A 25,163-nucleotide genomic window follows, 5' to 3' on the forward strand; every position below is an offset into this window, starting at 1 on the left:
GAAGACTATTTTGACTGGAAGGCCAAACAGCCCAAAACGACTCCTTCTAGTAAAGTGACAGCTATTTATCCAAGCTAATCACTCTATCCTTCCTGAGATGAATTTACACACAAAAAAGGACTTGACCGAACTGCGCTTTCTTGTTTTTCTGCTCGTAATGAGATTGTTAGAAAGATAGGCCATAGGACAGGCATGATACAAATAATTAATTGGAAAGATTTACATAGGTTTTAAATCAAAAAACTGCCCAAAGTGCTCAATGTGTGAGCTCTTCAGGCAGATAAAAGACCAGACAACGATTTTTCTCATGTCGATAACCAAAACTTCACCAAGTACCCGGCCAAAAACCGCCTTTCAACCATTTAAACGTTCATCGCGATGAATCTTAAGCGGCCGGATCGGAAGCAGTACTCCCGCCAATACAATAAAAGCACCTCCGAGAAAAATCACATGCAACGAATTGCCGGATGCCACGAGCGACAGAATCAGAAAAACGAAAAGATCACAACAGGAATCCACTATCGACAGAAGCGATATCGTCGTCGCCCGCACAGATGAAGGAATATAATCGTTGCTGATCTTCGAGTAGATCGGATATCGGATCACTTGGACAATACGCAGCAGGAAAAAGATGCCTACGGCCGCCCAGATCTCTGACTGGATCAATGCCGCCAGAACCAGTCCTGAAACCGACAGAAATCCCGTCGCGTACATCAGTGCGATTCTTGAAAAGCGATGTGTCAGCCAGCCAATTGAATGGGAGGCACCAAACCCCAAAACTGCAGCAGCTGCATAAAGAACGCCGATAGATGCAACCGGTACCCCGGCATGCGTCAGATAGGGCTGGTCGAAATTCTTGAAAACCGCGCCAACCGGAATGAATACCAAGGTAACATTCAGAAACATAATAAGCAGCCGCGGTTCACGCCGAATCACCTTGAAACCCTCCTTCACCTGTCGGAAGGGATTATTTACCTGACGGACCGTGTCGGATACCGGCTTTCTCAGGAAAAAGATGAGCATGAGTTCAACCAACTGAAAAGCGATGGTCAGCACAATCAGTACCAGAAATTGCTGATTGGACAGATCCCGCGCCAGAAAAGCGCCGATCAGGACGGAAACAATCATTGCAATAAAATCGGCCGACTGAATGTGTCCCATTGCCTGATCCATTTTGTTTTCCTCATGGCTTTCTTTCAGCGATTCATAAATAAACGCCTCGTCCGCACCCGAGTAGAAGGTTACGGAAAATCCGTTCAGAAAGCTGTACAGATAAAACATCCACGGTCCGGAAGCGAAAAAAAGCAATGAAAAACTGACCAGTCTCAGCATGCAACCGGTGATAAAAGAGACCTTGGGTCCGAAGCGGTCTGCATAGACACCTGTTGGAATCTCGCCGATCAGCACCGCCAGGCTCCAGCAGAACAACACCATAAAGATATCACGCGTGTCCAGTCCGCGCTGCAGATAGAAAAGCGTCAGAACCGGCTGCAGAAAATTCATCGTTCCGAAAATTCCCGACCAGAAGAGCAACCGGATGTTATGTGAAGCAATCGTATTATTCATATTTGTATTTCCTGCTTTCCCTTTAAAATGTAAATTCCGATCAGAGGAAGCAGGGAAACCTACAAGTGGTTAGCGCGTGCAGCCTCCCGCTTCCCGGCATATAAAGAACAGTAGTTGTTTTTGCACGATGATGAGTCCTCCCTATTTTTATTGATTTTAGTATATCACAGGCACTGCTCAGCAGTTTCCGTTTCTCTTTCACACATAAACCCGCGATTTTCTTCATATAAAAGACGAAGAGTGATGATTTATGGAGGTCGGACGATGTATGTAGAAGTTGAGAACGGCGTTCCTATTTATGTCCACGACATCAATCCCGGAACGGGCAGCGGAACGATTGTTTTTATCCACGGATGGCCGCTGAACCATAAAATGTTCGAATACCAGTTCAATGTGCTGCCTCAGCACGGGTTCCGCTGTATCGGCATTGATCTTCGCGGCTTTGGACAATCGGGTAAACCCTGGGGCAGTTATGCGTATGATCGCCTGGCGGATGACCTTTTTGCCGTGCTGCAAGCGCTCCAACTGGAGAACGTCATCCTCCTTGGATTTTCAGTCGGAGGTGCCGTTTCGATCCGTTATATGGCCCGCTATAATGGCCGCCATGTCGCAAAACTTGTCCTCGTTGACGCGGCTTCACCCTCTTTGTCCAGGCAGGCGGATTCGCCCTATGGAACACCAATTGAGCAGGTAAACGCAATGCTCGGCCAGCTTTATGTCAACCGTCCGAGATTTCTGCACGATCTCTCGCTGATGTTTTTTAACCGCAATCTAGGGCCTGACATGCTTGATTGGTTTGTGTCACTGTCCCTTGAAGCCGCTCCATATGCCACAATCAAGATTCTGGAGGAACTGGGCAAAGAGAACGTCACAAAAGATCTGAGTACAATCAAGGTTCCAACCGCTGTTTTTCATGGCATCCACGATCAGGTCATCCCTTTTAAAAGCGGCGGGCTGACTCAGCAGCAAATTGCCGGATCGACACTCTATCCGCTTAACAACAGCGGTCACGGATCACCAATCGAGCAGGCTGATGAGTTCAATCACGCACTGATTCAATTTCTTTCCCAAAGCTGAAAATCTGCCGCACTATGTCATTATCTTCCCCAAGCAATAGAAAAACCGGCCCAGTGGGACCGGCTTTTCTTACACTATAGGAAAGTATAAATTTGGCCAATAAAACAGGGCCTTGGATGAGATTCAAAGCGGAGGTGCGAGACGCCTGCGGCAAGCGAAGAGCCGAAGCAGCGATCCAACCCCTCAATAACGCAGGGTCAATATTAGGGACAGGGCTTGCCCGGTTTTTCTTATAACCTCAGAAATCAAAGTTGTCCGGATCAGGGCCGGTGCGGTGATCCTGATTCAGCGCTTGAATTGCATTCATCTCATCTTCCGACAACTCAAAATCAAAAAGATTGCCGTTTTCAATAATTCGGTGTTCCTTCGTCGATTTAGGAATCGACACGACACCATCCTGAATGTGCCAACGCAAAATAATCTGCGCCGGTGTTTTCTGATGTTTTTCAGCGATCCGGACAATCGTTTCATTTTCGAAAAGCCCACCGACCATCAATGGCGCCCAGGCTTCCAGGCGGATACCGTGACTTTCGCTGAAAATCTTCAGCGGCTGCTGCGTCAGGCGCGGATGGCGTTCCACCTGATTGATGACCGGAGTCACCTCAGCATCCTTAAGCAGATCTTCAAGATGATGGATTTGAAAGTTGCTGACACCAATGGCACGGATTTTTCCTTCATTATATAAATGTTCCATGGCTTTCCAGGAGTCTTTATATTTGCCTTTCACCGGCCAGTGAATGAGATAGAGATCCAGATAGTCCAGGCCCAGTTTATCCAAACTTGTCTGGTAAGCCTTCAAAGCGGAATCATAGCCCTGGTCTGCATTCCACAATTTGGAGGTGATAAAGAGATCCTCCCGCTTCAAACCGGTTTCTTTCAGAGCTTCTCTAATCCCCTGGCCGACACCCTCTTCATTCTGATAAATCGCCGCCGTGTCAATGCTTCGGTAGCCCGCCTTAATCGCGGCCTTGACCGAATTTGCCGCTTCGATCTGATCCTCAACTCTGAATACACCAAGTCCGAGCCAGGGCATTTTCACACCATTATTTAACGTTACTGTATCTGCGATGCTTGTGAGTGTCATGTCATGTCCTCCCTTTTCTTTGATTGAGCCGTATGCAGTCTAAGTGTAAGGGATGGACTACTTTTTCGGAAGTACGCACATTTAAGTGCAATAGGCACAAAAATGTTCCTGTGATCACATGTTCTGATGATTATTTGTCAGGATACGTCTCCCGAAGAAATTGGACGGATTGGATGATGAGCTTCTTTAAAATGTCCGGATCAATATCGGACAGCTGATTGATATACACACAGGCTTTACCGGCGCTGTGCTTACCGAATTGTTCCAGCAATGCCGCACGTTTAGGATCGCCTGTCGCAAAATACAGGCTGAATTTTGCCTTGCGTGGTGAGAACCCGACAAGCGGCGCGTCACCCTCGTGCCCGGACGCATACTTATAATGATAGGAACCAAACCCGATGATACCTGGCCCCCACATTCGGGCAGGATAGCCCGTCGTCTCTGAAAAAATATCGAGCAACCGGAAAGTGTCCTCGCGCTTTTTAGGATTCTCCAGAGTATCAATGAATTTAATAACACTGTGATCGTTTTCTTTTGTTTTCAAAACATAACCCATCCGGTCACACCTCCGTATACCGTTTGTCTGCTGACACACCCTGCTCTTATTATTCCCTTAATTCCATTAAATCTTATTCACCCGCGAAATACCAGCTTCAGCCGTACACCCCGTTTTTTCGGAATGGTCCTGGCTCATTCTGCACATTTTGTGAACTACTCAGCTATGAATAGCCGAGCTTCTGGGAACACAGCTCACTTGCTTCGAAAATGCTGAAGTAGAGGCGACTGCTTTTTACCAGGGCTCGTCCCGAACCCGCCGGCTCTCTGCTTAACGGCCAAAAGCGAGCTGCTTGATATTGATCGCTGCGTTGACGTCCCGGTCGTGGTGTGTACCACATTGCGGGCACGTCCATTCCCGGATAGCCAGGGCTTTCTTTCCATCGTCATGCCCGCACGTGGAACAGAGCTGTGACGTTTTGTACGGATTCACAAGCTTGAGTTCTTTGCCGTACCACGCACACTTATAGGTGAGCAGCCGTCGGAGCTCGCCCCACGCCTGGTTGGCGATCGCCCGGGCGAGGGTATGATTTCGAAGCAGATTTTTGGTTTTTAAGTTCTCTAGGGCGATTCGGTCATACGTCTTCACGAGTTGGGTCGTCAGTTTATGGAGCTTGTCCGCCCGCTGGTTCGCTATTTTTTCATGAATCAAAGCCACTTGAAGGCGGGCTTTGGCTACGTTTTTAAAGTCCGCCAAGGTGCGGGGTACGGGCAGCTTTTGGTGGTGGTCCCAGGCAATAGCCTTTTTCGCCAGCCGTTGCCGCCGGGCTAATGTTCGCTGCCACAGGCGGAGCTTACGGGCTAAGCCCTGATCAAAACGAGTGGTGGGCCATCGGAGATCCTCCACGGAACCCACGAGCAGGTCTTTTACACCTAAATCATAGCCGATGGTTTTGCCGGTTTTTGGGAAGGCTTGGTTTTCGCCTTCCACGGTTAAGACGGCAAAGTATTTCCCTGTCGGCGTGCGGCTCAGGGAGACTTGTTTGATCGTTTCCGGGATCCGTTGTCCGGCTTTAAAGCGAAGGATCCCCAGTTTCGGCAGGCGAATCCCATGACGGCCGACGGGTTGGATGTTGCCATTCACGCACTTGGAGGTATAACTCTGCCGAAAGAATCGTTTGGTTTTGAACTTAGGATGCTTCTTCTCCGTCTTAAAGAAAGCAATAAAAGCATCCGCTAAATATTTGTTGACCATCTGGAGACTGGTACTCTCCGCGTCTTTTAGAAACGGGTGCTCTTTTTTCAGTTGAGGGAGCAAGTTGTTCAGCTCATAGACATGTAAAAAAGAAGCCTTGGGATTATTTTCTTGTCGCTCATTGAGCATCGCCAGCATCTGATTCCAGACAAAGCGGGTGCAGCCAAAGTTTTGAGCCAATTGCTGGCGTTGCTGTTGGTTGGGATAGATTCTCAATTTTAAGCCCTTCGTGACCATGGGATTCACCTCCTTCTGAGATGATTATAGCACAAATGTTCGTATTTTAACTTGAGGAAGTACGGTGATCTTATCTCTATGGGGTTGCCCAAGATGCAGATGCATCTCGTCATTAAAATGGACGAGTTTTCTCCGCTGGTAACCCATAAATAAAATGTCACGGTTTGCAATGGTCAATAAAAGCATGATTTGCCAGTATTGCTGTATAATAATCGTTAATGGCTCTAATCGTGTAAACGCTATGACTGGGAGGTCGTATGGATGGAAAACTATCAGCTAAACAGCATTTATCATGGATTCAGGTTGATACATACGGAGGAAGTGGCAGACGTTGGTTCCACAGCCTTCCTCTATGAGCATGTAAAAAGCGGCGCGCGGCTTCTATTCCTCAAAAACGAGGACGATAACAAAGTCTTCTCGATCAGTTTCAGGACACCGCCTGAAGACAATACAGGGGTTTTTCATATTCTTGAACACTCGGTGCTTTGCGGTTCCGATAAGTATCCGGTCAAAGAACCTTTTGTTGAGCTTCTTAAAGGATCACTGAGTACTTTTCTCAATGCGTTCACGTTCAGCGACAAGACGATGTATCCGCTTGCCAGTAAAAATGACAAGGATTTTCAGAATCTGATCGACGTCTATCTCGATGCAGTTTTTCATCCGAATATCTACAAACACAAAGAAATTCTTGAGCAGGAAGGCTGGCACTTTGAGCTGAATGACACCAAGGATGAGATCAATCTTAAAGGGGTCGTCTATAACGAAATGAAGGGCGCGTTCTCCTCGCCTGAAGGGCTGCTGATGCGTGCCAACCAAAATTCACTTTTTCCGGACACAGCTTATGGTTTCGAATCCGGCGGAGATCCACTCTATATTCCTGATCTGACTTACGAACACTTCATCGATTCACATAAAAAATATTATAGCCCGGCAAACAGCTACATTTATCTGTATGGAAATCTCGATATCGACGAGAAACTGGCTTATCTGGATAAAGATTATTTAAGCAGCTATGACAGAATTGATGTGGATTCAGCCATCTCCCCGCAGGCTCCGATCGGCAGGCAGGAAACGGTCAGATCTTACCCGATCCTTCCCGGCGAAGATGACAAAGATAAAACCTACCTGAGCCTGAATTATGCCGTGTCTGAATCAACCAACCCGGAAACTTATCTTGCCTTTGACATTCTGGATTATCTGCTTCTGGACAGTCCGGCCGCTCCGCTGAAAAAAGCGATTCTCGATGCCGGTATTGGAAACGATGTATTTGGTTCGTATGACAACAGCATCCGGCAGCCTTACTTTTCCGTCAATGTGAAAAACGCGAACGAAAGCCAGAAGGAAGCCTTAAAAAAAGTAGTGAACGACACTCTGAGCCAGCTGGTAAAAAAGGGGATCGACAAGAAACAGATTGAGGCCGCAATCAACGTCAAAGAGTTCCAGCTCCGCGAAGCCGATTACGGCTCGATGCCGAAAGGGCTTATTTACAGCATCACCGTTATGGACAGCTGGCTGTATGACGGTGATCCGCTGACCCATCTGGGTTTTGAAAAAACACTGGCAACCATTAAACAGGCGCTCACTGGTAACTATTTTGAAGCCCTGATTGAAAAATATCTTCTGAACAGCAATCACGAATCGCTAGTGATCGTTAAGCCGTCTAAAACGCTCGCTGAGGAAGAAACGAATGCTTTGAAGGACAAACTTGCGGCATTCAAACAGAGCCTTGATCCGGAAACACTGGATCAGCTGGTCGATCAGACGAAGAAGCTTCAGGAGCGTCAGACGAGCGAAGACCGTCCTGAAGATCTGCGCAAGATTCCGCTTCTCTCACTTGATGACATTGATAAAAAAACAGAAGCACTTCCTTTATCCGAGACGAATCTTGACGGCATCAAAACACTGTATCATGAACTCCCAACGAATAAAATTGCTTACCTGAGCCTCTATTTTGATACGGCGTCTGTTTCGGAAGAGCAGCTCCCATGGCTCGCTCTGCTGAAAGAATTGTTCGGTAAGATTGATACTGAGAAATACGGCTATGAGGCTTTGGTCAACGAGGTCAATATCCAGACTGGTGATATCCATTTCGAAACGAACGTGATTTCTGATAAAGACAGCGACGACATCTCCGCAACGAAATTTTCTGTCAAAGCGAAAATTCTTCAGGATAAACTTTCGGGCGCCTTTGACCTGATCCATGAGATCCTTTACAACAGCAAATTTAACAATAAAGAACGGATTAAAGCGATCGTCAAAGAAATCAAATCCAGAATAGAGATTGCCTTTAACCAGAATGGACAGTCCGTTGCAGTCCGGCGTGTCGGCTCTTATTTTTCTGAATCCGCTGCCTACAAAGAACGGCTCAGAGGCTTGACATTCTATCACTTTATCCGCGATCTGGATCAGAATTTTGAGCAACGCTACAACGCGGCAGTTGAAGCACTGCAGACCCTTGCCAAAGGGCTGTTCAGCAAAGACAGGCTGATTATCAGCCTGACAGGCGACCAGGATCTCTTCAATGCCGCACGCGCGCAGTTTGAAAAATTTGGTATAGGATTGGATGCCCGTGCCACAGCACCCGCTCAGCCGGTTTCTTTTATTCCAACGCACAATGAAGGCCTGATGACCTCAAGCAAAATTCAGTATGCGGCCAAGGGGGCAAATTTTAAAAAGCTCGGCTTCGACTATACCGGACAGCTGCTCGTGCTAAAGCAGGTTCTGACGCTCGACTATCTGTGGAACAAAGTCCGGGTCATGGGCGGTGCCTATGGGTGCGGTGTCTCCGCAGAATCATCCGGCAACTTTATTTTCTGGTCCTACCGCGATCCGAACCTGCGCGAAACGCTGAAGATTTATGATGAAGCATCCCGCTTTGCCGCGTCATTCAAAGCGGATCCCTTCACGATGACCAAATATATTATTGGAACCATATCTAATCTCGACTCGCCGCTGACACCAAGCTCCAAGGGTGAGCTTTCGGACGAACGGTACTTCGCCCATGTTGCCGAAAAAGATGTGCAGCGGATTCGTGAAGAAGTGCTCGCCACCAAGCCTGCAGACATTCAGAAGTTCGCCGAATTGTTGAAGGCCGTAACGGATCAGAACCATGTCTGCGTCTTTGGCAGTGAATCCAAAATTAAGGAAAACAAAGATTTGTTCGATGAAATCTTTAGTGCCTTTGATAAATGAATCAGCATTAAAAGGGAGCCTCTAAGGTCATTTATCTGACGGCTCCCCTTTAATTTTTACATATTCCTTCATCTTAATCGCTTATTTATTCCAGATGTATGATTTGAAGATGGTTTATATCATTTTTAGTAAAAGTCACATGAACTATCAACAGTATCAGAAGATTTTTGTTATTTTACTTGATTTTACTCTTTGGGGGGAAAGATAAATGAGAAAAAGTTACTGCTACTGGTGCACTTAAAGGTACTTAAATCGTGCATACAAATCAAAAAGACGTCTTACATGATTTAGAATCGTCGCTCCAATTCAATGCCCGGAATGGATACAATTGATTATTAAGAAATCACAACCTGAAAACCGAAAAGCATTGATCCATCATTCAAAAGATAGTATCTAACGTAGTTTTTATTCGTGGTTTCCCGACAAAAATGCCTCAACTGCTCTTTGCGTTGAATGTCCATCTTCCCAACCGCAGAACCTTGTATAAAATTCCGGGTAGGGATTATTACCCGTAAAGTTCAATGCATCACGTATGGCAGGAAGCAAATGATCTATGTCGCTCACTATTGGCCCAGGTGCTTCCTTCTCAAGATCCAAATAAAACCCACGAATTACATTTGCATATTGGCATAAATCGTAGGCATAAAATATAATTGGTCGCTTTAAATTTGCATAATCGAAAAAAGCAGATGAATAGTCTGTGATCAGACAGTCCGATATTAAATATAGTTCTCTGCAGTCTTCATATTCGGAAACATCCTTGACAAAGTCTCCATAACCGCCTAGATCTAACTGATCGTCAATTAAATAATGAAGCCTTAAAAGTAAAACAGCGTCGCCATTAAATTCATCTTTCATTCTATCCAGATCAAGCTTTAAATCAAAAGTATAATGATTGATTTGACTATATTCATTATCACGCCAAGTAGGCATATACAAAATTATTTTTTTATCCCTGTCAATACCCAATTTTTTCTTTATTTTCATGATGTCCGGAATCGTATTTTTCTGAAAGAGCAAATCATTTCTCGGATAGCCGGATTGAATCATCGATCCCTGCAATTCAAAGGCTCTTTGAAAGATTTTCGACGAGTAGCTATTTGGAGCGATACAATAATCCCATCTTCTTGATTCCTCTGTGAATTCCTTTTTGTACCTTTCAAGGGACATTCCCGGCATAGTCATATGATCAATATCCGTGCCTAAAGTCTTCAAAGGGGTTCCATGCCATGTCTGTACATATATTGTATGTTTGGGCTTAGGAAGCCAAAGTGGCCATCGACTGTTTGTAACCCAATATTTTGCCCGAGCCCATTTCCAGATTCCCTTAAAAGAATATTTGATCACGAACGGTATTTTTTCTCTTTTGAATACTTCTTCATGGCCTTTGCTTACATTCCAGACCAGTTGATAGTTGGGATGATGTACTTTCATGTATTCATAGATGGCTCTTGGATTGTCTGAAAACTGTCGCCCGAAGAAGCTTTCAAACAATACAATGTTTTTTCTAGGCATATTGCCAATATATTTGAACAGCCTGATATACCATTCATTTATTTTTTTCTTCCATAGATTTCTATAGTAATGCTCACCTGACTGCCATACAATCTCAGGATCTAACAATTGTATGACCGCTTTTTCTGAGGAATCTCCACGCCCATAGGAACAGAATTTATCATAAAACATCTGATATTTTTGCTGATAGCCCATTGAGTTTGGAAGTTCAATAATATTTTTTATGAGTTCTTCCGTAGTTGTAACAATGGGCCCAGGAACTGTTTCTTCATAATCTAAATAGATTCCGCGTAAACTCTTTCGATAGTAATCCAAATCGTAAGCAAAAAACATCATTGGTTTTTTCAAATGGGCATAATCAAACATGACAGAAGAATAGTCCGTTACCAGCATATCCGATACTAAATAGAGATCCTGTATATCAGGATAAGCAGAAACATTATAAACAAATCCTGCATATTCATCTATATCATTGTACTTATACACAAAATAGTGAAGGCGCAGCATCAGAACATACTCAGATGACAAGCATTGCTGAAGTTTTGCCAAATCTATTCTCATTTCAAATGTGTACCGATTACGGAAAGTTGGTGCATACAGAATTATTTTTTTATTCAGAGGCAAATTTAGTCGTTCTTTAACAGAACGAATATAGTCCTCATAATTATTTTGATACAGTTTATCATTTTTGGGAAATCCGCTAGAAACGATCTGACGATTAAACAAAAAGGCACGCTTTGCGATTTTTGTCATGTAATCATTGGGGGATAGCATATAGTCCCACCGACCCGATCGCTTTAACAGAGCAGTCTGTTTGTAATTTGTGTTAAATGTAACTGTTTCGTCCAGTCCCATCTTTTTCATAAATGTGCCGTGCAGTGTCTGCATTTCAATTTGCCCATACCGTTTGACATAGAGATCAGGAAGGGTCGTATTTTCAACAAAATATTTTGCCCTTGACAAATAATAGAAATAAAGCAAGCTATATCTTCTAACAGTCTTCGCATAGCCTGTCACCGGGGTATATTCATTATCCAGAAACCATATATAACGGAAACGATCTCCATAAGTTTTTCCCATATATTCGTATATGGCTTTTGGGTTATCGTTAAAGGACTTCCCCCACAAGCTTTCAAAGACAATCACATTTTTCTTTAGTGGTAGTAAACGCATAAGTGGATAGAGGTACCATTGTATCAATTTTCTGCGTCTTGCCGTACGATCCATAAAACATCTTAAGACATCCGTCTTAAAATTTAATGCACGATGACTTCCGGAAATAGAACTGAATCGAATGCTTTGGTATCGATAATTCTGGTGAACATTGACCGATTTCAGCAGTTCTTCTGACCAAATAATTGGTATTTTTTTGATTTTAGATGAGCCTTCAGGAGCATTTTCATGCACTATTTTTATAAATACGCGCCATCTTCCAGCTGTGTACCATTTGAAATCGCCATTTTCATCAAAACAATTAAGTCGGATCGTATAGTTCTTTTCGTTAGATGAAGACAGAGTAGAAGAGAGATCAAACGTAACGGAAGGCGCGTTCTTCTCGGATTCAAACACAAGTTGCTGCTTTCCAGTTCCTAAGTTTAATGTCTCTGGAAAGGTCAGTCCTAAATTCATAAAATGATGTGTAAATTCAAGGTGATTCAGCACTGGATGGCGGTATTTCGCAGCATAAATTGAAATTCTGGGTTTGAAATTTTCAATCCACAAGTCGTGCTTTCCAATTTGGAAAAATTTTATTTTCTCTCTCAACAGACCCTCGACAGTTCTGGGAACAGAACAGCCTGGAAGACGGTATCCGATCACCCAGTTGATTTCATCAAGCACGCGATCGTATAACAACTGATAAGGAATCATGAACGAAAACCGGTTTTTGTCAAAATAAGAAATCCGGGGCATAAGTGAACGGGTCTCCCCATTGCCTTGATTGTAAGTAGTCAGACAAATATCCGAAATTTTCCGGGTTATCCGGCCGCTAATAGAGAACCCATCCGGATTTCCTTCCACGTTCTCGATCACAACATCTGGCTTATAGACATCAATGGCAAGCTGCCATTTTCCGTTGTATTTGACTTTGAAAGCTGTCTGGTGACGAAATTGATAGCCGGCTTTATTGCTCCCCTTCAACGGTGCTCCCAGACGCACTTTTTTTCTAACGTTCTGGACAGTCAGATCTAAAAATACGGACCATCGGCCGTAATAGATTCTGTCTAATGCCTGCTCAGGATCAATTTTTATATTAAAAAATGACCAGTTATAGTTATAGACCCGTGAAAGCGGATTAAATCCTCTGATCCTTCTGATGCCCCACCTTTTTGTTATTGACGGGTTTCTAAACAAATGAACAGAAATCTCAATTTGCTGCTGATTATCCAAGTTCGTGAGATAAGCTTTCATTTGAACATCGGCTTGTCTGCCTGAATCAAGTCCCTGGATATATGCGTGACCGGTAATTTCAAGCTTACCTTTTTCATCCCAACAAATCCTGTGAATTCTTGCTTCAGCATTCAGTGACTCATCGACACAAACAGGCTGTACTCTGGTAATTTCAGAAACACTGAACTTTTGATACCAATGTCCCTCTTTCAAATAAGGTTTGAAGTTAAGACTTCTTTCTTTGCTCATCTCCGTTATTTTTATAACGTCATCCATTTTGTCTTGCTGAATCAACCGATAAACCAATGCCAATTTTGCAGGAATTTGCTGAAATAGTTGTGGATTCATCTTGATAAGTTCAGAGGACAAAAGTTTTTGAAACTGGCTGACATACGCCGAATCAGCAAATCTTAAAGTATCAATAAAAACGGCAAAGTCGGTCGTTAAATATTTTAACTGGTTTGCTTCAACCATTGGTTTAGAAACTTTGTGCTGGATTAAAAAAAGGTCAAGCATGCGGAGAGCTTTCAGCCGATCTTTGAAATTCTGAATATCCGTTCTTTGCTGAGTAATTGAGTGGTCAATACCCTCCCTAATTCTCCAAAAATAAACTGGATCTTCGAGTATGTCCACCGACGCTGCTAAAAAATGTGCAGGAATCGTTAAAGGAATATCCTCATACAACATATTTTCAGGGAATGAAAGATTCTGATGGTCCCAAAAAGATTTTTTGTAGAGCTTGTTCCATGCCGTTGTATCATAAAGCAATTCCGGATGTTCCGTAATATGCGTATTTCTGCACGTGTCGATTATCGCCATTCTATGAAGATAAGAATCTCGGGCTGCTTGTGAATGAAAGCGGCGTACTCCTCCTGAAATAATGTCAGAATGTGTTTGTTCAGCCATCGCATACATTCTTTCATATGCCTGATCGGCAACATAGTCATCCCCATCAACAAAGGTAATATACTGTCCCAGTGCGTGGCTCACTCCGACATTTCTTGCCGCACCAAGTCCCATGTTTGCTTGATGAATAACTTCGAAATTTTCATATATGGCGGCATATTCATCCATTATCTGTCCGGTTTGATCAGAAGAACCATCATCAATCATGATAACCTGTATTTCTTTAAAACTTTGACGAACAAGAGCGTTTAAGCATAGTCTGATGTATGGAGACACATTATATCCTGGGACAATCACGCTTATTTTAACATTCATTTAATTTCTCCTAACGGTAAAAAGCTTCAAAATTCTGAGAAGTAATCGTTTCTTATAGAGTTTGCCAAATCCAAATTTATTGGTTAAAAATAAGGACCTTGAAACTGCCTCCTGAATTTTGAATACAGCAGCAATAAAAATGTGGCAGTCAGATATAAATACTAGCTGACGCTTCACGACTTCTCGTTATAAAAATTTCTGATTGCGCGATCAATATAAACCCAACCCTCAGGACCAACATGCATCGTATCCTCGAGAAAATAGGGCTTGTTGTCAAACTGAGTAAAATCTGCCAGTTGAAAACCGCCCTTGTGAACCTCAGAGACAATTTTGTGATAGCACGTTTCTCTTTTTTGTTGAGAAACTCCCGCATAATCGTACCAGCTTCCATTAAAAGGGAGGGAAATAAACAGAACCTTCGCATGCTCTTCCTTTAGCAAGTCAATAACAAGCTGCAGATCTCCGTATTCCGGAGAATGACCAAATTTTTGATGTACATCATAATTTTTAAAATGTTCAAGCCTGTTTTTGATCTGTTTGATATAGAAAGCATTATTGATATGAAAACGATTTGAGTTACTTGTAGCTTTCATATCTTTCACAGCCATTTCCTCCAGCTGGCTCCAGCTTTTCCCTTTTAATTTTTTGTTGGGGCTCTGATATTGACTTGGGTAATAATTAGGCGTGACCTTTTGCATTTTTATTGCATCGTATAACTGCAATACCTTACTTGTGAAATGACCTTGCAGTGAGGCTGAGAACAGAGTAAAGTTGGAAATATGAGCTGATTTTGCAATTTTTTCTAGAAGCGGAGCAATTGTTCCATTGTGTCTGACAAAATTGAATTGAAGCAGTCTTTTCGCAACCTTCTGCTTCAGTCCTGGATTAATATCATGGCTGAAAATGAACTGATAGACTTGTTCTTCTGAAAAGTTGCCTGCAAAGTAGGACTCACTGAGCCCTGTGTTCGAAAACCATTCCGGCGAAATAATAAACACGATTTTCCGATTCTTAAGCAAATCAGCATTAGATGCCAGATTTAAAAATTGTACAAGTGAATACATACCTGCTCTTCCGATCAAAAATGGAGTAAAACCATCCGGATTAATTTGAAAATAATTTGTCGGATGATACATGTCCAGCCTGTGCAATTCTGATGATCCATATATGGGTAAGTATTGCTTATTCTCAAGCATTTTCCTTTGCATGAGAATTCCTTGAAAAATGTTGGGATCGAGAGTTGATGATGCCTTATAAACTTCACTTTGACTTATGGTCATGCTTTCTACGCTTAACGGCATAAAGATTAGCGAACTGACAATAATGACAGCCAAAATCATTGGACCAATTTTTGGAGTTTTCATTTTCGATCAGCCAACTGTTGAATAATCATGTTCGGTGTCGCCCATTGATTTCGATTAAAATCGGAAATCGGGACATCTATACCCATCCGCTCGCCAACTTCTACCAATAGAGCAATCGTAGCAAATGAATCCATCAGACCCTCCTCAAACAAGCGGATATCAGGTTCATTCTTCACTTCATCAGATTCACATACTTCAGCTAGGATATCCAATACTTGATTTTCAAATGCTGGTGTAATTTCTGTCATTGTAAGCACTCCTTTTTATTAGTTACCAAAGAAAATTAAGTCTCCCTGAAAAAATCAAGAAACTAAAACAAATCACATGAAAAGTAATGAGCACCGATAGTGCATGCACCCACCTGTTGTCTTTTGACCAAATGGAGTGCTTTTTATTGAATTGTTCAAAACGATTAAATGAAATAAAAACCACCGCATGATAGATACCGTAGATGATGTATTGCAGCAAAAAACCGTGCCAGAAACCCATAATCATAAAATTGAGTGCCAAACCAAGATCAGAAATTAAATACCGATTTTTGAGTCTTTTCTTCTTGATCATGGTATAGACGAAGCGCATGTAGATGAAATCTCGGAACCAAAACGACAGAGACATATGCCACCGATTCCAGAAGTCCTTAATATTCCGGCTGAGAAAGGGTTTATTGAAATTTTCCGGTGTCCGGATGCCCATCAAGTAGCTGAGTCCGATCGCAAACTGGCTGTACCCCGCAAAATCAAAAAACAGATACATACTGTATGCATACATGTACATCCAAATACTGAAAAGGCTATTACCATTCATCATAGATGATCCCATCCAGTATTCATGGACCAAATAACCAATAATGTATTTATAGAGGAAGCCAAGAAAGATTTTATTTAATCCCAGATACAGAAGTTCTTTGTACTCTTTTCTCGTTGGCACGACAGCCTGATCTTTCTTAAATCGGCTATAGCGATCAATTGGCCCAGAAGAGATTGTAGGGAAGAACAGGACAAACCTTAGGAATTCAGCAACAGAAACGGACTTTATGAGTCCATCCCGTATGTCCATAATCATCTCAATGGTTCGGAAGGATACATAAGAGATCCCAAGAAAACCGAAAAAGTTCAGCGCTGGCACATCAGCCGAAAGTTTAACGATAAACAGCGGAAATACAGCCAATGCAGTAGCAACATAAAAATAAACCGATCGGTTATTCCGCTTTCTCAGTTCTAGATAACCCTTCACTAATCCTGTTTGCCAAAGCACAAATATAATGATGGAAACAAACTGTGCCGGCTGCCCATAAAAGATAAGAAAGATCATGACGACGGTAACGAAATCATTGTATAAACGCATTCGTTTTCCAATAAGTCCTGACACAATAATCGGGATCATCAAGATTCCTGCTACTATAAAGAAGCGGAATGAAGCATAAGGAACAAAAGAGATCATCGGACAGCCTCTTTCAGTAAAGCTTTTCTATCGACCTTTCCATTTGTCGTCATCGGAAGAGACGCATGGTACACAAATTTCCTTGGTAACATATAGGAAGGAAGATAACGGCTCATTTCTTTTCGAATGGCTGACGAAAGCTGGTATGACTTTTCAAAGGAGTGCGTCCCGGCAACGACAACACCCAACAAATGGTCATAAGTTTCCCCTTTCTTTATGGGAAGAACTGCCGCTTGTTTAACATAACTGCAGGAAGAAAGGACATGCTCGATTTCTTCCAGCTCCATTCTGAATCCGTGGATTTTAATTTGTCTGTCCATACGGCCATGATAATAAAGCAATCCGTTTCTGAGCGACCCAAGATCCTTTGTATGATAGGAACGCTGACCGTCAACTTTGCCAAACGCCGCATTCGTTTTTTCCGGATCGTTCAGATAGCCCTTTCCAACACTCGGTCCGCAAATCACGATTTCGCCCTTTTCGCCCTCCGGCACGGAATGTCCATCTGAGTCCAAAATCAATATCCTGCAGTCAGATTTACAGCGTCCGACCGGAAGCGCAAGATGATTAACAAGCATATCTTTCTTGATCTGTATACTCGTCACTGCTACTGTGGATTCGGTTGGTCCGTAAGTATTGACAATCGCAGCATTCGGAAAGTGATTCTGCAGGTTTTCAGCCACTTGAACAGGAAGTGTCTCCCCACAAAATAAAAACGTATGCAAATCAGGAAGAATCTCTTGTGAAAAAGAAGGCAGCATCAGGCATATTTCCGCAAATGACGGGGTTGACACCCAGATATTTATATCCGATTTTTTTAATGACTCCACGAGTTCGGCTGGCTGGGCAATCATATCCTTATCGATAGCCCACAAAGTCCCACCCATGGTAAGAGATGGGTAAAGGGACATGACTGAAAGGTCAAACGAATAAGGCGCTTGATTCATAAAAGTCTGCCGGTTTTCCAATCCAAAATCCTGATTCATCCATGAAACAAAGCTTTCAAGAGATTCATGGGGAATCTGTACACCCTTTGGTCTTCCTGTACTTCCTGATGTGTAGATGATATAAAGGACGTCCTCACCGTTGACAGCACGATCATCACTGACTCTTTGATTCGGGTACTTTGCAATCATATTGTTCAGCTGATCAAACCCGACGACTTTTTGCGTACATTCAGGAAAGAGCATCGGCCGTTCACTGAAAACCAACTGTGTTGCCGAATCTTCTAAAATCATTGAAATTCGGTCGGCTGGCACAGAAAGGTCAACAGGAATATAAGCATGCCCTGATTTAATGCAGGCGAGAAAAAGAACAATCATATTAGGATGCATATGACCATGGATAAGGATAGGTGCCCTGTCACTGCCGAAGACTTCGTCAATCCAACATGACAGGGCATCGGATTTTTGTTTTAACTCACCATAAGTCAAACGTTCCTGTCTCCACACATAGCACACCTGATCCGGAGTTTGATCCGCCCAACGTTCGATTTGTCTCAAAATGTTCAACATAATATCGCCCCTCAGAACTCGTTATAAATAAAACTGCCAGTATGTGCAGCAGCAAATCCATAGATGATAATCAAACCGAGAAGGATAGCTGTGTAATAAAATGTCCTGACGATCCACTGGACTACAGGATGATACCACCAAGTTTTTAGGTGATTCATGAATATCTTCCTCCTTATATCTGGTGTAACTTATGCTCTTATCATTTCGATAGCATATCAAAAGTCATATAGTTGGCATGAGCAAAGATACCGGATGTACGAGATGAATTACTGAGTAACACAACAAAATTCTGCCGGTCCATGGAAAATGCATTACTTCCGTTCCATCCGCCTAGTACGCCATGACTCGAATAGGTTCGGTTTCCCCAACCCGCTCGATTTAGATACCAGCCCAGCGTGTAGTCGCTCACATTGAAATGTTTTTGGAAAATGGTGTGATAACTTGCATCCGATAAGAGCGTTCCATCAGCAAGTGCTTGATCAAACAGATAGAGATCCCATGCGGACATATAAACATCGCCGCAGCCAAAGAGCTGAGTAAAAGAAGGTATCGGTTTAGAAATGATCCCTGTGTATGGAAATGATCGATACGAAGATTGCAGCATGGCATTCTTGAATCCAGCATGCGTCATATGGGCTTTATCGAAAATATTTTTCTGAATGAACTGATGCAAAGTCTCTCCATAGGCTTTCAAACTGACCTTATCTAAGATCGAGGCAACCAGCGTATAATTATCATCCTGATAGCTCCATCGCGATCCTGGTCGATAGGAAAGCCGAAGATTCCAATCTGCAATTCTTTGAACCTGTTCGTCTCTAGTCACATACTGGGATGTTTCTGGAATGCCCCGTAGTCCCGAAACGTGACACAAGAGATCAAGCATCGAGATTGATCTTCCATTTGGGAAATCCGGATAAAATTGTGATACGTGCGTATTAAATGAAATAAGTCCCTGCTGTCTCATTTGCATAAATGCAACGGCTGTAACCGATTTTGTTATTGAGCCAATATAATATTCAGTTGAAGGCTTATTGGGCAAGTGAAGGCGAACATTTCTATACCCATAGCCTTTATCTAGTACAACGTGTCCATGACTGACAAGTACTGCCGTTCCTGAGAAGTGCACATCATCCAAATATAGGTTAAATGCGGATCTTACTCTGGCAATGCTTTTTGTTAAGGATGTGTCCTCCGCATGAAGGGGCTTTGTTTCTAAAGATGTGCCGGGATGGACGAATGTTTTATTCACGTTTTTATGGAATGGCACCGCTATATTTCTATTACCGCTATATTTTAAGAAAATTAATGCGGCTACACTAAAGCACAGAATCAGTACTACGACCCCGACAAGACGATGTTTTCGAGCGTGGATCCTCTTTTTCATCACTTTATTATCCTTTCCAGCATTCTTATTAGGGAGATGAGATTTGGCACCTGTTTCAAATATCTTTAGATATAAAAATTTCGATTTTGGTGAAAAAGTCACTTTAAAACGCTGTAGCCTTTAAAACAGCACATGAATTTTAAGATATATTTCTATATTGCGCCTTGTGCCCCCACTGAGAAACAAATTATAGGTTAGAATTTAATGAGAAATTAATAAAAAATTAAGAAAGGCATGGTATCTTAAGATTATGGTTGACTTATCGTTAAAATTGGGGGAGATTTGCCTTTCCTAAAAAAATAAGAAAATCTCATACTGTAAACGTGTAACAACACTCAGAGCCGTTGCAGCTAGAGTCTCTTAAAACAGGCATATACACATTCAGCTCGTTTCATGACATCTGAGAAGCTCGTCTTTTTAGTAATTCGTTTTATACTCAGAAAAACTGGGCAAAAAGAGCTGGAGAGAAAAATTTATTAAATTTCTCTCCAGCTCTTTATTTCATGAAATGAAAACGCAGGGCTATGCCTAGCGTTCAGGAAAGCTTCAAACGATGTATCAAAAAAAGCCTCTCTTCATGCCAGAATAAATTTTGGTTCACCAACCAAATTATCAGGCGAGGGAGACTTTTTTATGCCATCTGATGTTAACAGTTAAGTTCATTCAAAGTGGAAGTGTAAGTTACTTGAGGTCACATCGCCCTGAGCCGTTCAATTCGGCTTTCGATCGGGGGATGGGTCGCAAACCAGCTTGACTGCTTCTTCTTTCGCCCGAAAGGACTAGCGATATACATCGAAGCAGTAGCCTGTTTCGCGTTTTTCATGCCCTCGGAATCACTACTGATCTTGGTCAGGGCATTGATCAGTCCCTGCGGATCTCGGGTAATTTCTACAGCCGAAGCATCGGCAAGATACTCGCGGTTCCGGGAAACAGCCAGTTGGACAAACTGAGCGGCAAGCGGCGCGAGAATAATCAGAACCAGTGCGGCAATCATCAGCACCGGATTAGACTTATCATTATTGCGTTTATTACTGCGGCCGCCGCCCCAGAAAAACATCCGCTGTCCCATGTTGGCAATGATAACAATGACACCGACCAGAGCGATACAAAGCGTCATCAGTCGTATATCATAGTTCCGGATGTGCGAAAATTCATGGGCGGCGACAGCCGCGATTTCCTCGCGGTTCAGCCGTTCCAAGAGTCCGCTCGTAAAAGCGATGACACTCGAGTCCGGTTTCATCCCAGTAGCAAACGCGTTGGGCGAAGGATCATTCATGATATAAATTTTCGGCATCGGCACATTGGCGGCTAGGGACAGTTCTTCAACAATGTTGAATAGCATCGGATTGTCACTTTTCTGAATTTCCCGCGCGCCGGACATACTGAGCACCTGAGCTTTTGCGCTGGCAAACGTAATCGGAACGTAAAAAGCCAGAACCACCGCGGCAATCACAATTCCCGAAATGGAGTCGCTTCCGACAAAATAACCAACCGCCCATCCGATCGCCAGGACAAGCAGGCAGAAAAACGCGACCAGCACAAAAGTTTTCCGCTTATTCTGCGCAATTTGTTGGTATAGCATGGTTCTCCTCCGTTAAAAAGTGACCTTAGGCACTTCGCGGTCGGCTTCGGGAATCGAGAGCAGCTCCTCCCGCCTAAAGCCAAATATACCGGCGATCAGATTGGTCGGGAATGATTCCCGCCTAATGTTATAATCTTTAACCGTTTTATTATAGAGCTGGCGAGAGTAAGCGACTTTATTTTCCGTGGTTGCCAATTCCTCCTGCAGGCTCAGAAAATTCTGGTTGGCTTTCAGATCGGGATACGATTCAGCCAGGGCAAAGATTGACTTCAGCGCCCCCTCGATCTGATTATCCGCTTCAATTCTTTGCTGCGGCGTCCCGCTGATGAGGCCATTCCGCGCCTGAATCACCTGAGCTAATGTTTCTTTTTCATGTTTTGCATAGCCTTTGACCGTCTCGACCAGGTTCGGGATCAGGTCGTGGCGCCGTTGCAGCTGAACATCAATCTGGCTGAACGACTCCTGCACCCAGTTGCGGTATTTCACCAGGCCGTTGTATGAAAAGATAAAGAAAAGCACAATAATCGCAATTACAGCAATAATAATGATTGTTGTCATTTTGCAACACACCCCTTCAGATGAGATAGCGTCCCACAATTTAAGTATACCATGTAAGGCGCGAAATTAATGGTTCATTTTATGGCGTAGCTGAGGCCTTTCTCTACTGCACCCGCCCTCCAAAAAATATCTATAAATCTGTCATTTTCACACGGAACATTTTTATTCAATCTGTATTTATCAACTATTTGGTGAACGCTTCGAAATCTTTCTCAACCTGCTTGCTGTAGGCCTTTGACCATTCCACCATGCTTCGGTCAAATTGATCAGACTTTCCCATATAGCCCTTGATCCAGGTGGCATTCGGACTCTGGGCATGCGCGCGGGCAAGCAACAGACCGCATCCGGCAACATATTTGTCAAATTGGGTCGCGGACAGGTCATCAAGGTCGACAGAACCCTTCATATCACGGTACTGACGGACATAAAAATCACGCCCATGAGCATGAAAATAGCCAAGGAAAGGATCCGATACAGCCTGAAGGATTTCCTGGCAGGCCACGACTCGATAGCCTTCCGAGGCATTTTGTGGAAAAAATTCCGAAACATCGCTCTCAGGCTTGTAATAGTGTGAAACAGCGGAGCACCCAGCTTCCTTAATCTGCAGCACAAGATGGCTTCCGTCGGTGCATGTCAGCACCATCAGATAGCATCTCGTGCCGACGCTCCCCACCCCGACGGCGCGACGAGCGACATCAGTGACGACATGCTGGGACAGGAACATGGATATGTCGGGTGCCACATTTCTTCTATAATGGTCAAAATATTCATGAACCTGCGACACAAGCTCTGAACCCGCATGCGTCAGAAGCGGCGGGTCCTCAATGAAGTGGATCCGCCCCGCTTTATCCGTCTCCGTCATTTTTTTGATGACTTGTCCGGAAGTTCGCCGCCTGGCTTTGCGCGCCGCTTTTTCAAATGCCTCGCGGATCGACTTTGTCAAGATTTTCTGTATTTCCCCATCGTCAATACTCAGATAAAAACGGTCCAGCGCATCCAGATCCAGCACCCGTCTCAAACCACTGCGATAACTGTATGCGGCCTGCATCGCGGCCTCATCAATCTGGTCAGCCCGAAAACCCAGCGACTGGCCACACAAGATCACGCTCGTCACGAGACGCCTGACATCCCATTCCCACGGTCCGGGAGCAGATTCGTCAAAATCGTTAAGGTCAAAAATCAGCCTCCGTTCCGGAGAGGCATAAAAGCCGAAATTGCCAATGTGCGCATCACCGCAGATGATCACCTGTTTTTCCGTCGCTGCCTGAGCAGTCAGATCGTGTGCCATAAGCGCTGCGGTTCCCCGGTAAAAAGCGAACGGCGAAGCAGACATCCGCTCTCTTTGGAGTTCCAGCAGCTCAGGAAGACGTTCTTTGTTCAGTGCGTCAACAAGAGCCACAGGATCACGATCTACAGGCATAAACACCGCCTGATCCGAAAACGGCACTTTTTCCCTCGCTGACTTACCTGCCTTCTTAAGAACACTCATTTGTTCCAGCTTTATTTTTCCGTCCAGTCCGTGCAGGCTCATCTGTACCCCCTCTTTTCAGACCATAGATTCGTCCAATTCTGCTATTATTATGTATGGAAACCGTTCGAACCGCAAATTTGCAATGATGAGATAACAGGAGGAAACAATGGATCAACCACAGGCTTTCGGAACGTTTGTTAAGCGTTATGGGAAAATATTCAGGACGTCGTCGTACATTCAGTGGGGAGAAAGCCGCCAGTCACTCGGAGCCGTTCTGATGCTGAACCCCGGGTCCGCGGAATTTGGAAAAATGAATCCGAAAATGGGCCTCAGGCTGGATCAATTCGGCGCGGCAATGGGCAAAATTCATCCTGATCAGACCATGGATCAACTGATCCGGCTGGTGGATCAGTTTTATGAAGGCCGGCCATCAGGAAAACTCCAAATCTACAATCTCTTCAACTTGAGAGGCGCCTATGCGGAAAAGGCGATCGAAGACTTTGAGGAACTCGTCGCGCATGATCGAATCACTCTGGAAGAAGCTTTGGCTTCAATCGGAGAACTTCAAAACCATCCATGGATTCTTATCGGATGGGGACTCCACCGAAAAAACAAATGGAAATTCCTTCAGAAAACAAAGGATCTGTGGCTTGAGCAGATCAGAACCGCCGGAATTCCGTTTTTCGGCAGTCAGAATGATAGCGGAGATTATTATCATCTCGCGCCGCTCCTCAAAATGAAAAAAGATGATCTGGTATCCGAACTAACCAAGCAGTTCAATACTGAGATAAAACCGGTTATCCCTTTTGAACAGCTGACCCGGCACCGCTACATGATCCTGAAATGGAATGGAAGAAGCGGCACAGAGGCGCAGTACATTGTGAGAGACAACCTGAAAGGAACTCAAGGGCTGGTGTCTGTTGGACAAAAACCGGTCTGGTTTCATCTGGAACTTGCTGGGGATCCCGCAGTGGCTAACTGGATTGATGATTGCGAAAAAACCCCGGATTGGCTGTGAACGCTCACCGGTCCCGTTCCTCATGCCAGCGGATTAACATATGTGACGCCCTCAATCGTTTCCCCGACCGGCCCATCCTCAGTAAAGAGAACCGGAATATCATTCGACCGCGCAACAGCCCAAATCTGGGCGTCCCAATAGTGCATGTGATACTGCTTGACCCCTCGCAGAGCTTCAGAAACATCTGATGATTTCAGCGGAAGGACAGTCATCACCCTTGTCATGCGGCTGACAGTCCCGCGCAGCCATTCCGGATCACACCCATACTTCAGCATGACGGACGTAAACTCAGAAAGATTTTGTACAGAAATCCGCAGTTGGTCTTTGAATCTCTCCAGAGTCTCAATCGCTTTTTTTTGCTTCGCCTCGTTTTGGTGATCAAAGGCATAGATTAGAATATCAGTATCAATAAAGACTTTTTTATTTTTCATCGCTAAATCCCCGAGATCTTTCAGCGTACACATCGTCCCTGCTCCAATTCAGACCGTTAAGCGTTGAACGCTTCATCTCAACCATCAGGTCTCTCCAATTTTTATCCTTTTCATCAAAGCTTTGCAAATAAACCTCAAGCCCTTCGCGAATGACTTCCGCCTGAGGTACTCCCTGGGACCTGGCCAGTTCATTTAATTGGTTATCCAACTCCTCAGTCAGATAAATCTGTTTTCGCTTCACGATCTCATCTCCTCTCTTATACATTATAATCATACATTATACATTATAAAATTTCAACATGGCCCAATAACTCACGGCTGGACATTATTGTGTCCGTTTTTCATAATCTTCCGGTTCTTTATCCATAATA

General features: G+C 43.8%; 19 protein-coding genes. 3 read left to right on the forward strand and 16 right to left on the reverse strand.

What is annotated here, in order from left to right:
• Positions 1-354 precede the first annotated feature (354 nt).
• Positions 355-1,566, reverse strand: coding sequence for an MFS transporter (locus tag E4665_RS05770; protein WP_135347855.1), 1,212 nt, complete (start codon positions 1,564-1,566; stop codon positions 355-357).
• Between the two features lie 264 nt (positions 1,567-1,830).
• On the opposite strand from E4665_RS05770, the gene E4665_RS05775 reads away from it, so the two are divergent.
• Complete coding sequence (locus E4665_RS05775; protein ID WP_135347856.1) at positions 1,831-2,643, forward strand: alpha/beta fold hydrolase; 813 nt, start codon at positions 1,831-1,833, stop codon at positions 2,641-2,643.
• A 238-nt stretch (positions 2,644-2,881) separates the two neighbouring features.
• On the opposite strand, the gene E4665_RS05780 is transcribed toward E4665_RS05775, so the two are convergent.
• The 3 genes from E4665_RS05780 to E4665_RS05790 form a co-directional block, all read right to left on the reverse strand.
• Positions 2,882-3,727 (reverse strand): aldo/keto reductase, encoded by an 846-nt coding sequence (locus E4665_RS05780; protein WP_135347857.1) that lies wholly within the window; start codon positions 3,725-3,727, stop codon positions 2,882-2,884.
• A gap of 130 nt (positions 3,728-3,857) precedes the next feature.
• Entirely contained in the window at positions 3,858-4,283 is a 426-nt protein-coding gene (locus E4665_RS05785) for a DUF1801 domain-containing protein (protein ID WP_135347858.1), read from the reverse strand.
• 270 nt (positions 4,284-4,553) lie between these two features.
• The gene (locus E4665_RS05790) at positions 4,554-5,714 is read right to left on the reverse strand and encodes an RNA-guided endonuclease TnpB family protein (RefSeq protein ID WP_135347859.1); all 1,161 of its coding nucleotides are present in this window, start codon (positions 5,712-5,714) and stop codon (positions 4,554-4,556) included.
• A gap of 261 nt (positions 5,715-5,975) precedes the next feature.
• On the opposite strand from E4665_RS05790, the gene E4665_RS05795 reads away from it, so the two are divergent.
• Positions 5,976-8,906, forward strand: coding sequence for an insulinase family protein (locus E4665_RS05795; protein ID WP_135347860.1), 2,931 nt, complete (start codon positions 5,976-5,978; stop codon positions 8,904-8,906).
• 405 nt (positions 8,907-9,311) lie between these two features.
• Here E4665_RS05795 and E4665_RS05800 read toward each other — a convergent pair whose 3' ends face one another.
• The 10 genes from E4665_RS05800 to E4665_RS05845 form a co-directional block, all read right to left on the reverse strand.
• Complete coding sequence (locus tag E4665_RS05800) at positions 9,312-14,030, reverse strand: bifunctional glycosyltransferase/CDP-glycerol:glycerophosphate glycerophosphotransferase (protein WP_135347861.1); 4,719 nt, start codon at positions 14,028-14,030, stop codon at positions 9,312-9,314.
• 173 nt (positions 14,031-14,203) lie between these two features.
• Positions 14,204-15,394 (reverse strand): D-alanyl-lipoteichoic acid biosynthesis protein DltD, encoded by a 1,191-nt coding sequence (dltD, locus tag E4665_RS05805; RefSeq protein WP_135347862.1) that lies wholly within the window; start codon positions 15,392-15,394, stop codon positions 14,204-14,206.
• Entirely contained in the window at positions 15,391-15,642 is a 252-nt protein-coding gene (dltC, locus tag E4665_RS05810; protein ID WP_135347863.1) for a D-alanine--poly(phosphoribitol) ligase subunit DltC, read from the reverse strand. The genes dltD and dltC overlap by 4 nt, the downstream gene beginning before the upstream one ends.
• A gap of 22 nt (positions 15,643-15,664) precedes the next feature.
• Positions 15,665-16,834 (reverse strand): D-alanyl-lipoteichoic acid biosynthesis protein DltB, encoded by a 1,170-nt coding sequence (gene dltB / locus E4665_RS05815; protein ID WP_135347864.1) that lies wholly within the window; start codon positions 16,832-16,834, stop codon positions 15,665-15,667.
• Positions 16,831-18,345 (reverse strand): D-alanine--poly(phosphoribitol) ligase subunit DltA, encoded by a 1,515-nt coding sequence (gene dltA, locus E4665_RS05820; protein ID WP_135348056.1) that lies wholly within the window; start codon positions 18,343-18,345, stop codon positions 16,831-16,833. Before dltA ends, dltB begins: the two co-directional genes overlap by 4 nt.
• 14 nt (positions 18,346-18,359) lie before the next feature.
• On the reverse strand, positions 18,360-18,506 hold the full coding sequence (locus E4665_RS05825; RefSeq protein WP_135347865.1) for a teichoic acid D-Ala incorporation-associated protein DltX: 147 nt from the start codon (positions 18,504-18,506) through the stop codon (positions 18,360-18,362).
• A gap of 41 nt (positions 18,507-18,547) precedes the next feature.
• A complete protein-coding gene (locus tag E4665_RS05830; RefSeq protein ID WP_135347866.1) occupies positions 18,548-19,732 on the reverse strand; it encodes a serine hydrolase domain-containing protein in 1,185 nt (394 codons plus the stop codon).
• 691 nt (positions 19,733-20,423) lie between these two features.
• Positions 20,424-21,314, reverse strand: coding sequence for a zinc metalloprotease HtpX (htpX, locus tag E4665_RS05835; protein WP_135347867.1), 891 nt, complete (start codon positions 21,312-21,314; stop codon positions 20,424-20,426).
• Positions 21,315-21,326: 12 nt separating this feature from the next.
• Positions 21,327-21,872, reverse strand: coding sequence for a LemA family protein (locus tag E4665_RS05840; protein ID WP_135347868.1), 546 nt, complete (start codon positions 21,870-21,872; stop codon positions 21,327-21,329).
• Between the two features lie 184 nt (positions 21,873-22,056).
• A complete protein-coding gene (locus E4665_RS05845; protein ID WP_135347869.1) occupies positions 22,057-23,403 on the reverse strand; it encodes a DUF2252 domain-containing protein in 1,347 nt (448 codons plus the stop codon).
• Between the two features lie 106 nt (positions 23,404-23,509).
• On the opposite strand from E4665_RS05845, the gene E4665_RS05850 reads away from it, so the two are divergent.
• Positions 23,510-24,361: a hypothetical protein gene (locus E4665_RS05850; RefSeq protein ID WP_135347870.1), complete on the forward strand. Its 852-nt coding sequence runs from the start codon at positions 23,510-23,512 to the stop codon at positions 24,359-24,361.
• Positions 24,362-24,381: 20 nt separating this feature from the next.
• On the opposite strand, the gene E4665_RS05855 is transcribed toward E4665_RS05850, so the two are convergent.
• Together E4665_RS05855 and E4665_RS05860 are read right to left on the reverse strand one after the other, a co-directional pair.
• Entirely contained in the window at positions 24,382-24,792 is a 411-nt protein-coding gene (locus tag E4665_RS05855; protein WP_167815124.1) for a PIN domain-containing protein, read from the reverse strand.
• Positions 24,782-25,033 carry a ribbon-helix-helix domain-containing protein gene (locus tag E4665_RS05860; RefSeq protein WP_167815125.1) on the reverse strand — a complete coding sequence of 84 codons (252 nt, stop codon included), beginning with the start codon at positions 25,031-25,033 and terminating at the stop codon, positions 24,782-24,784. The genes E4665_RS05855 and E4665_RS05860 overlap by 11 nt, the downstream gene beginning before the upstream one ends.
• Positions 25,034-25,163 lie beyond the last annotated feature (130 nt).

It is taken from the genome of Sporolactobacillus shoreae (assembly GCF_004684935.1).
Classification (GTDB): domain Bacteria; phylum Bacillota; class Bacilli; order Bacillales; family Sporolactobacillaceae; genus Sporolactobacillus; species Sporolactobacillus shoreae.

Coding starts and splice junctions, on each gene's coding strand:
- E4665_RS05770 (WP_135347855.1), bottom strand. CDS start 1,566: ATGAATAATACGATTGCTTCACATAACATCCGGTTGCTCTTCTGGTCG.
- E4665_RS05775 (WP_135347856.1), top strand. CDS start 1,831: ATGTATGTAGAAGTTGAGAACGGCGTTCCTATTTATGTCCACGACATC.
- E4665_RS05780 (WP_135347857.1), bottom strand. CDS start 3,727: ATGACACTCACAAGCATCGCAGATACAGTAACGTTAAATAATGGTGTG.
- E4665_RS05785 (WP_135347858.1), bottom strand. CDS start 4,283: ATGGGTTATGTTTTGAAAACAAAAGAAAACGATCACAGTGTTATTAAA.
- E4665_RS05790 (WP_135347859.1), bottom strand. CDS start 5,714: ATGGTCACGAAGGGCTTAAAATTGAGAATCTATCCCAACCAACAGCAA.
- E4665_RS05795 (WP_135347860.1), top strand. CDS start 5,976: ATGGAAAACTATCAGCTAAACAGCATTTATCATGGATTCAGGTTGATA.
- E4665_RS05800 (WP_135347861.1), bottom strand. CDS start 14,030: ATGAATGTTAAAATAAGCGTGATTGTCCCAGGATATAATGTGTCTCCA.
- dltD (WP_135347862.1), bottom strand. CDS start 15,394: ATGAAAACTCCAAAAATTGGTCCAATGATTTTGGCTGTCATTATTGTC.
- dltC (WP_135347863.1), bottom strand. CDS start 15,642: ATGACAGAAATTACACCAGCATTTGAAAATCAAGTATTGGATATCCTA.
- dltB (WP_135347864.1), bottom strand. CDS start 16,834: ATGATCTCTTTTGTTCCTTATGCTTCATTCCGCTTCTTTATAGTAGCA.
- E4665_RS05825 (WP_135347865.1), bottom strand. CDS start 18,506: ATGAATCACCTAAAAACTTGGTGGTATCATCCTGTAGTCCAGTGGATC.
- E4665_RS05830 (WP_135347866.1), bottom strand. CDS start 19,732: ATGAAAAAGAGGATCCACGCTCGAAAACATCGTCTTGTCGGGGTCGTA.
- htpX (WP_135347867.1), bottom strand. CDS start 21,314: ATGCTATACCAACAAATTGCGCAGAATAAGCGGAAAACTTTTGTGCTG.
- E4665_RS05840 (WP_135347868.1), bottom strand. CDS start 21,872: ATGACAACAATCATTATTATTGCTGTAATTGCGATTATTGTGCTTTTC.
- E4665_RS05845 (WP_135347869.1), bottom strand. CDS start 23,403: ATGAGCCTGCACGGACTGGACGGAAAAATAAAGCTGGAACAAATGAGT.
- E4665_RS05850 (WP_135347870.1), top strand. CDS start 23,510: ATGGATCAACCACAGGCTTTCGGAACGTTTGTTAAGCGTTATGGGAAA.
- E4665_RS05855 (WP_167815124.1), bottom strand. CDS start 24,792: ATGAAAAATAAAAAAGTCTTTATTGATACTGATATTCTAATCTATGCC.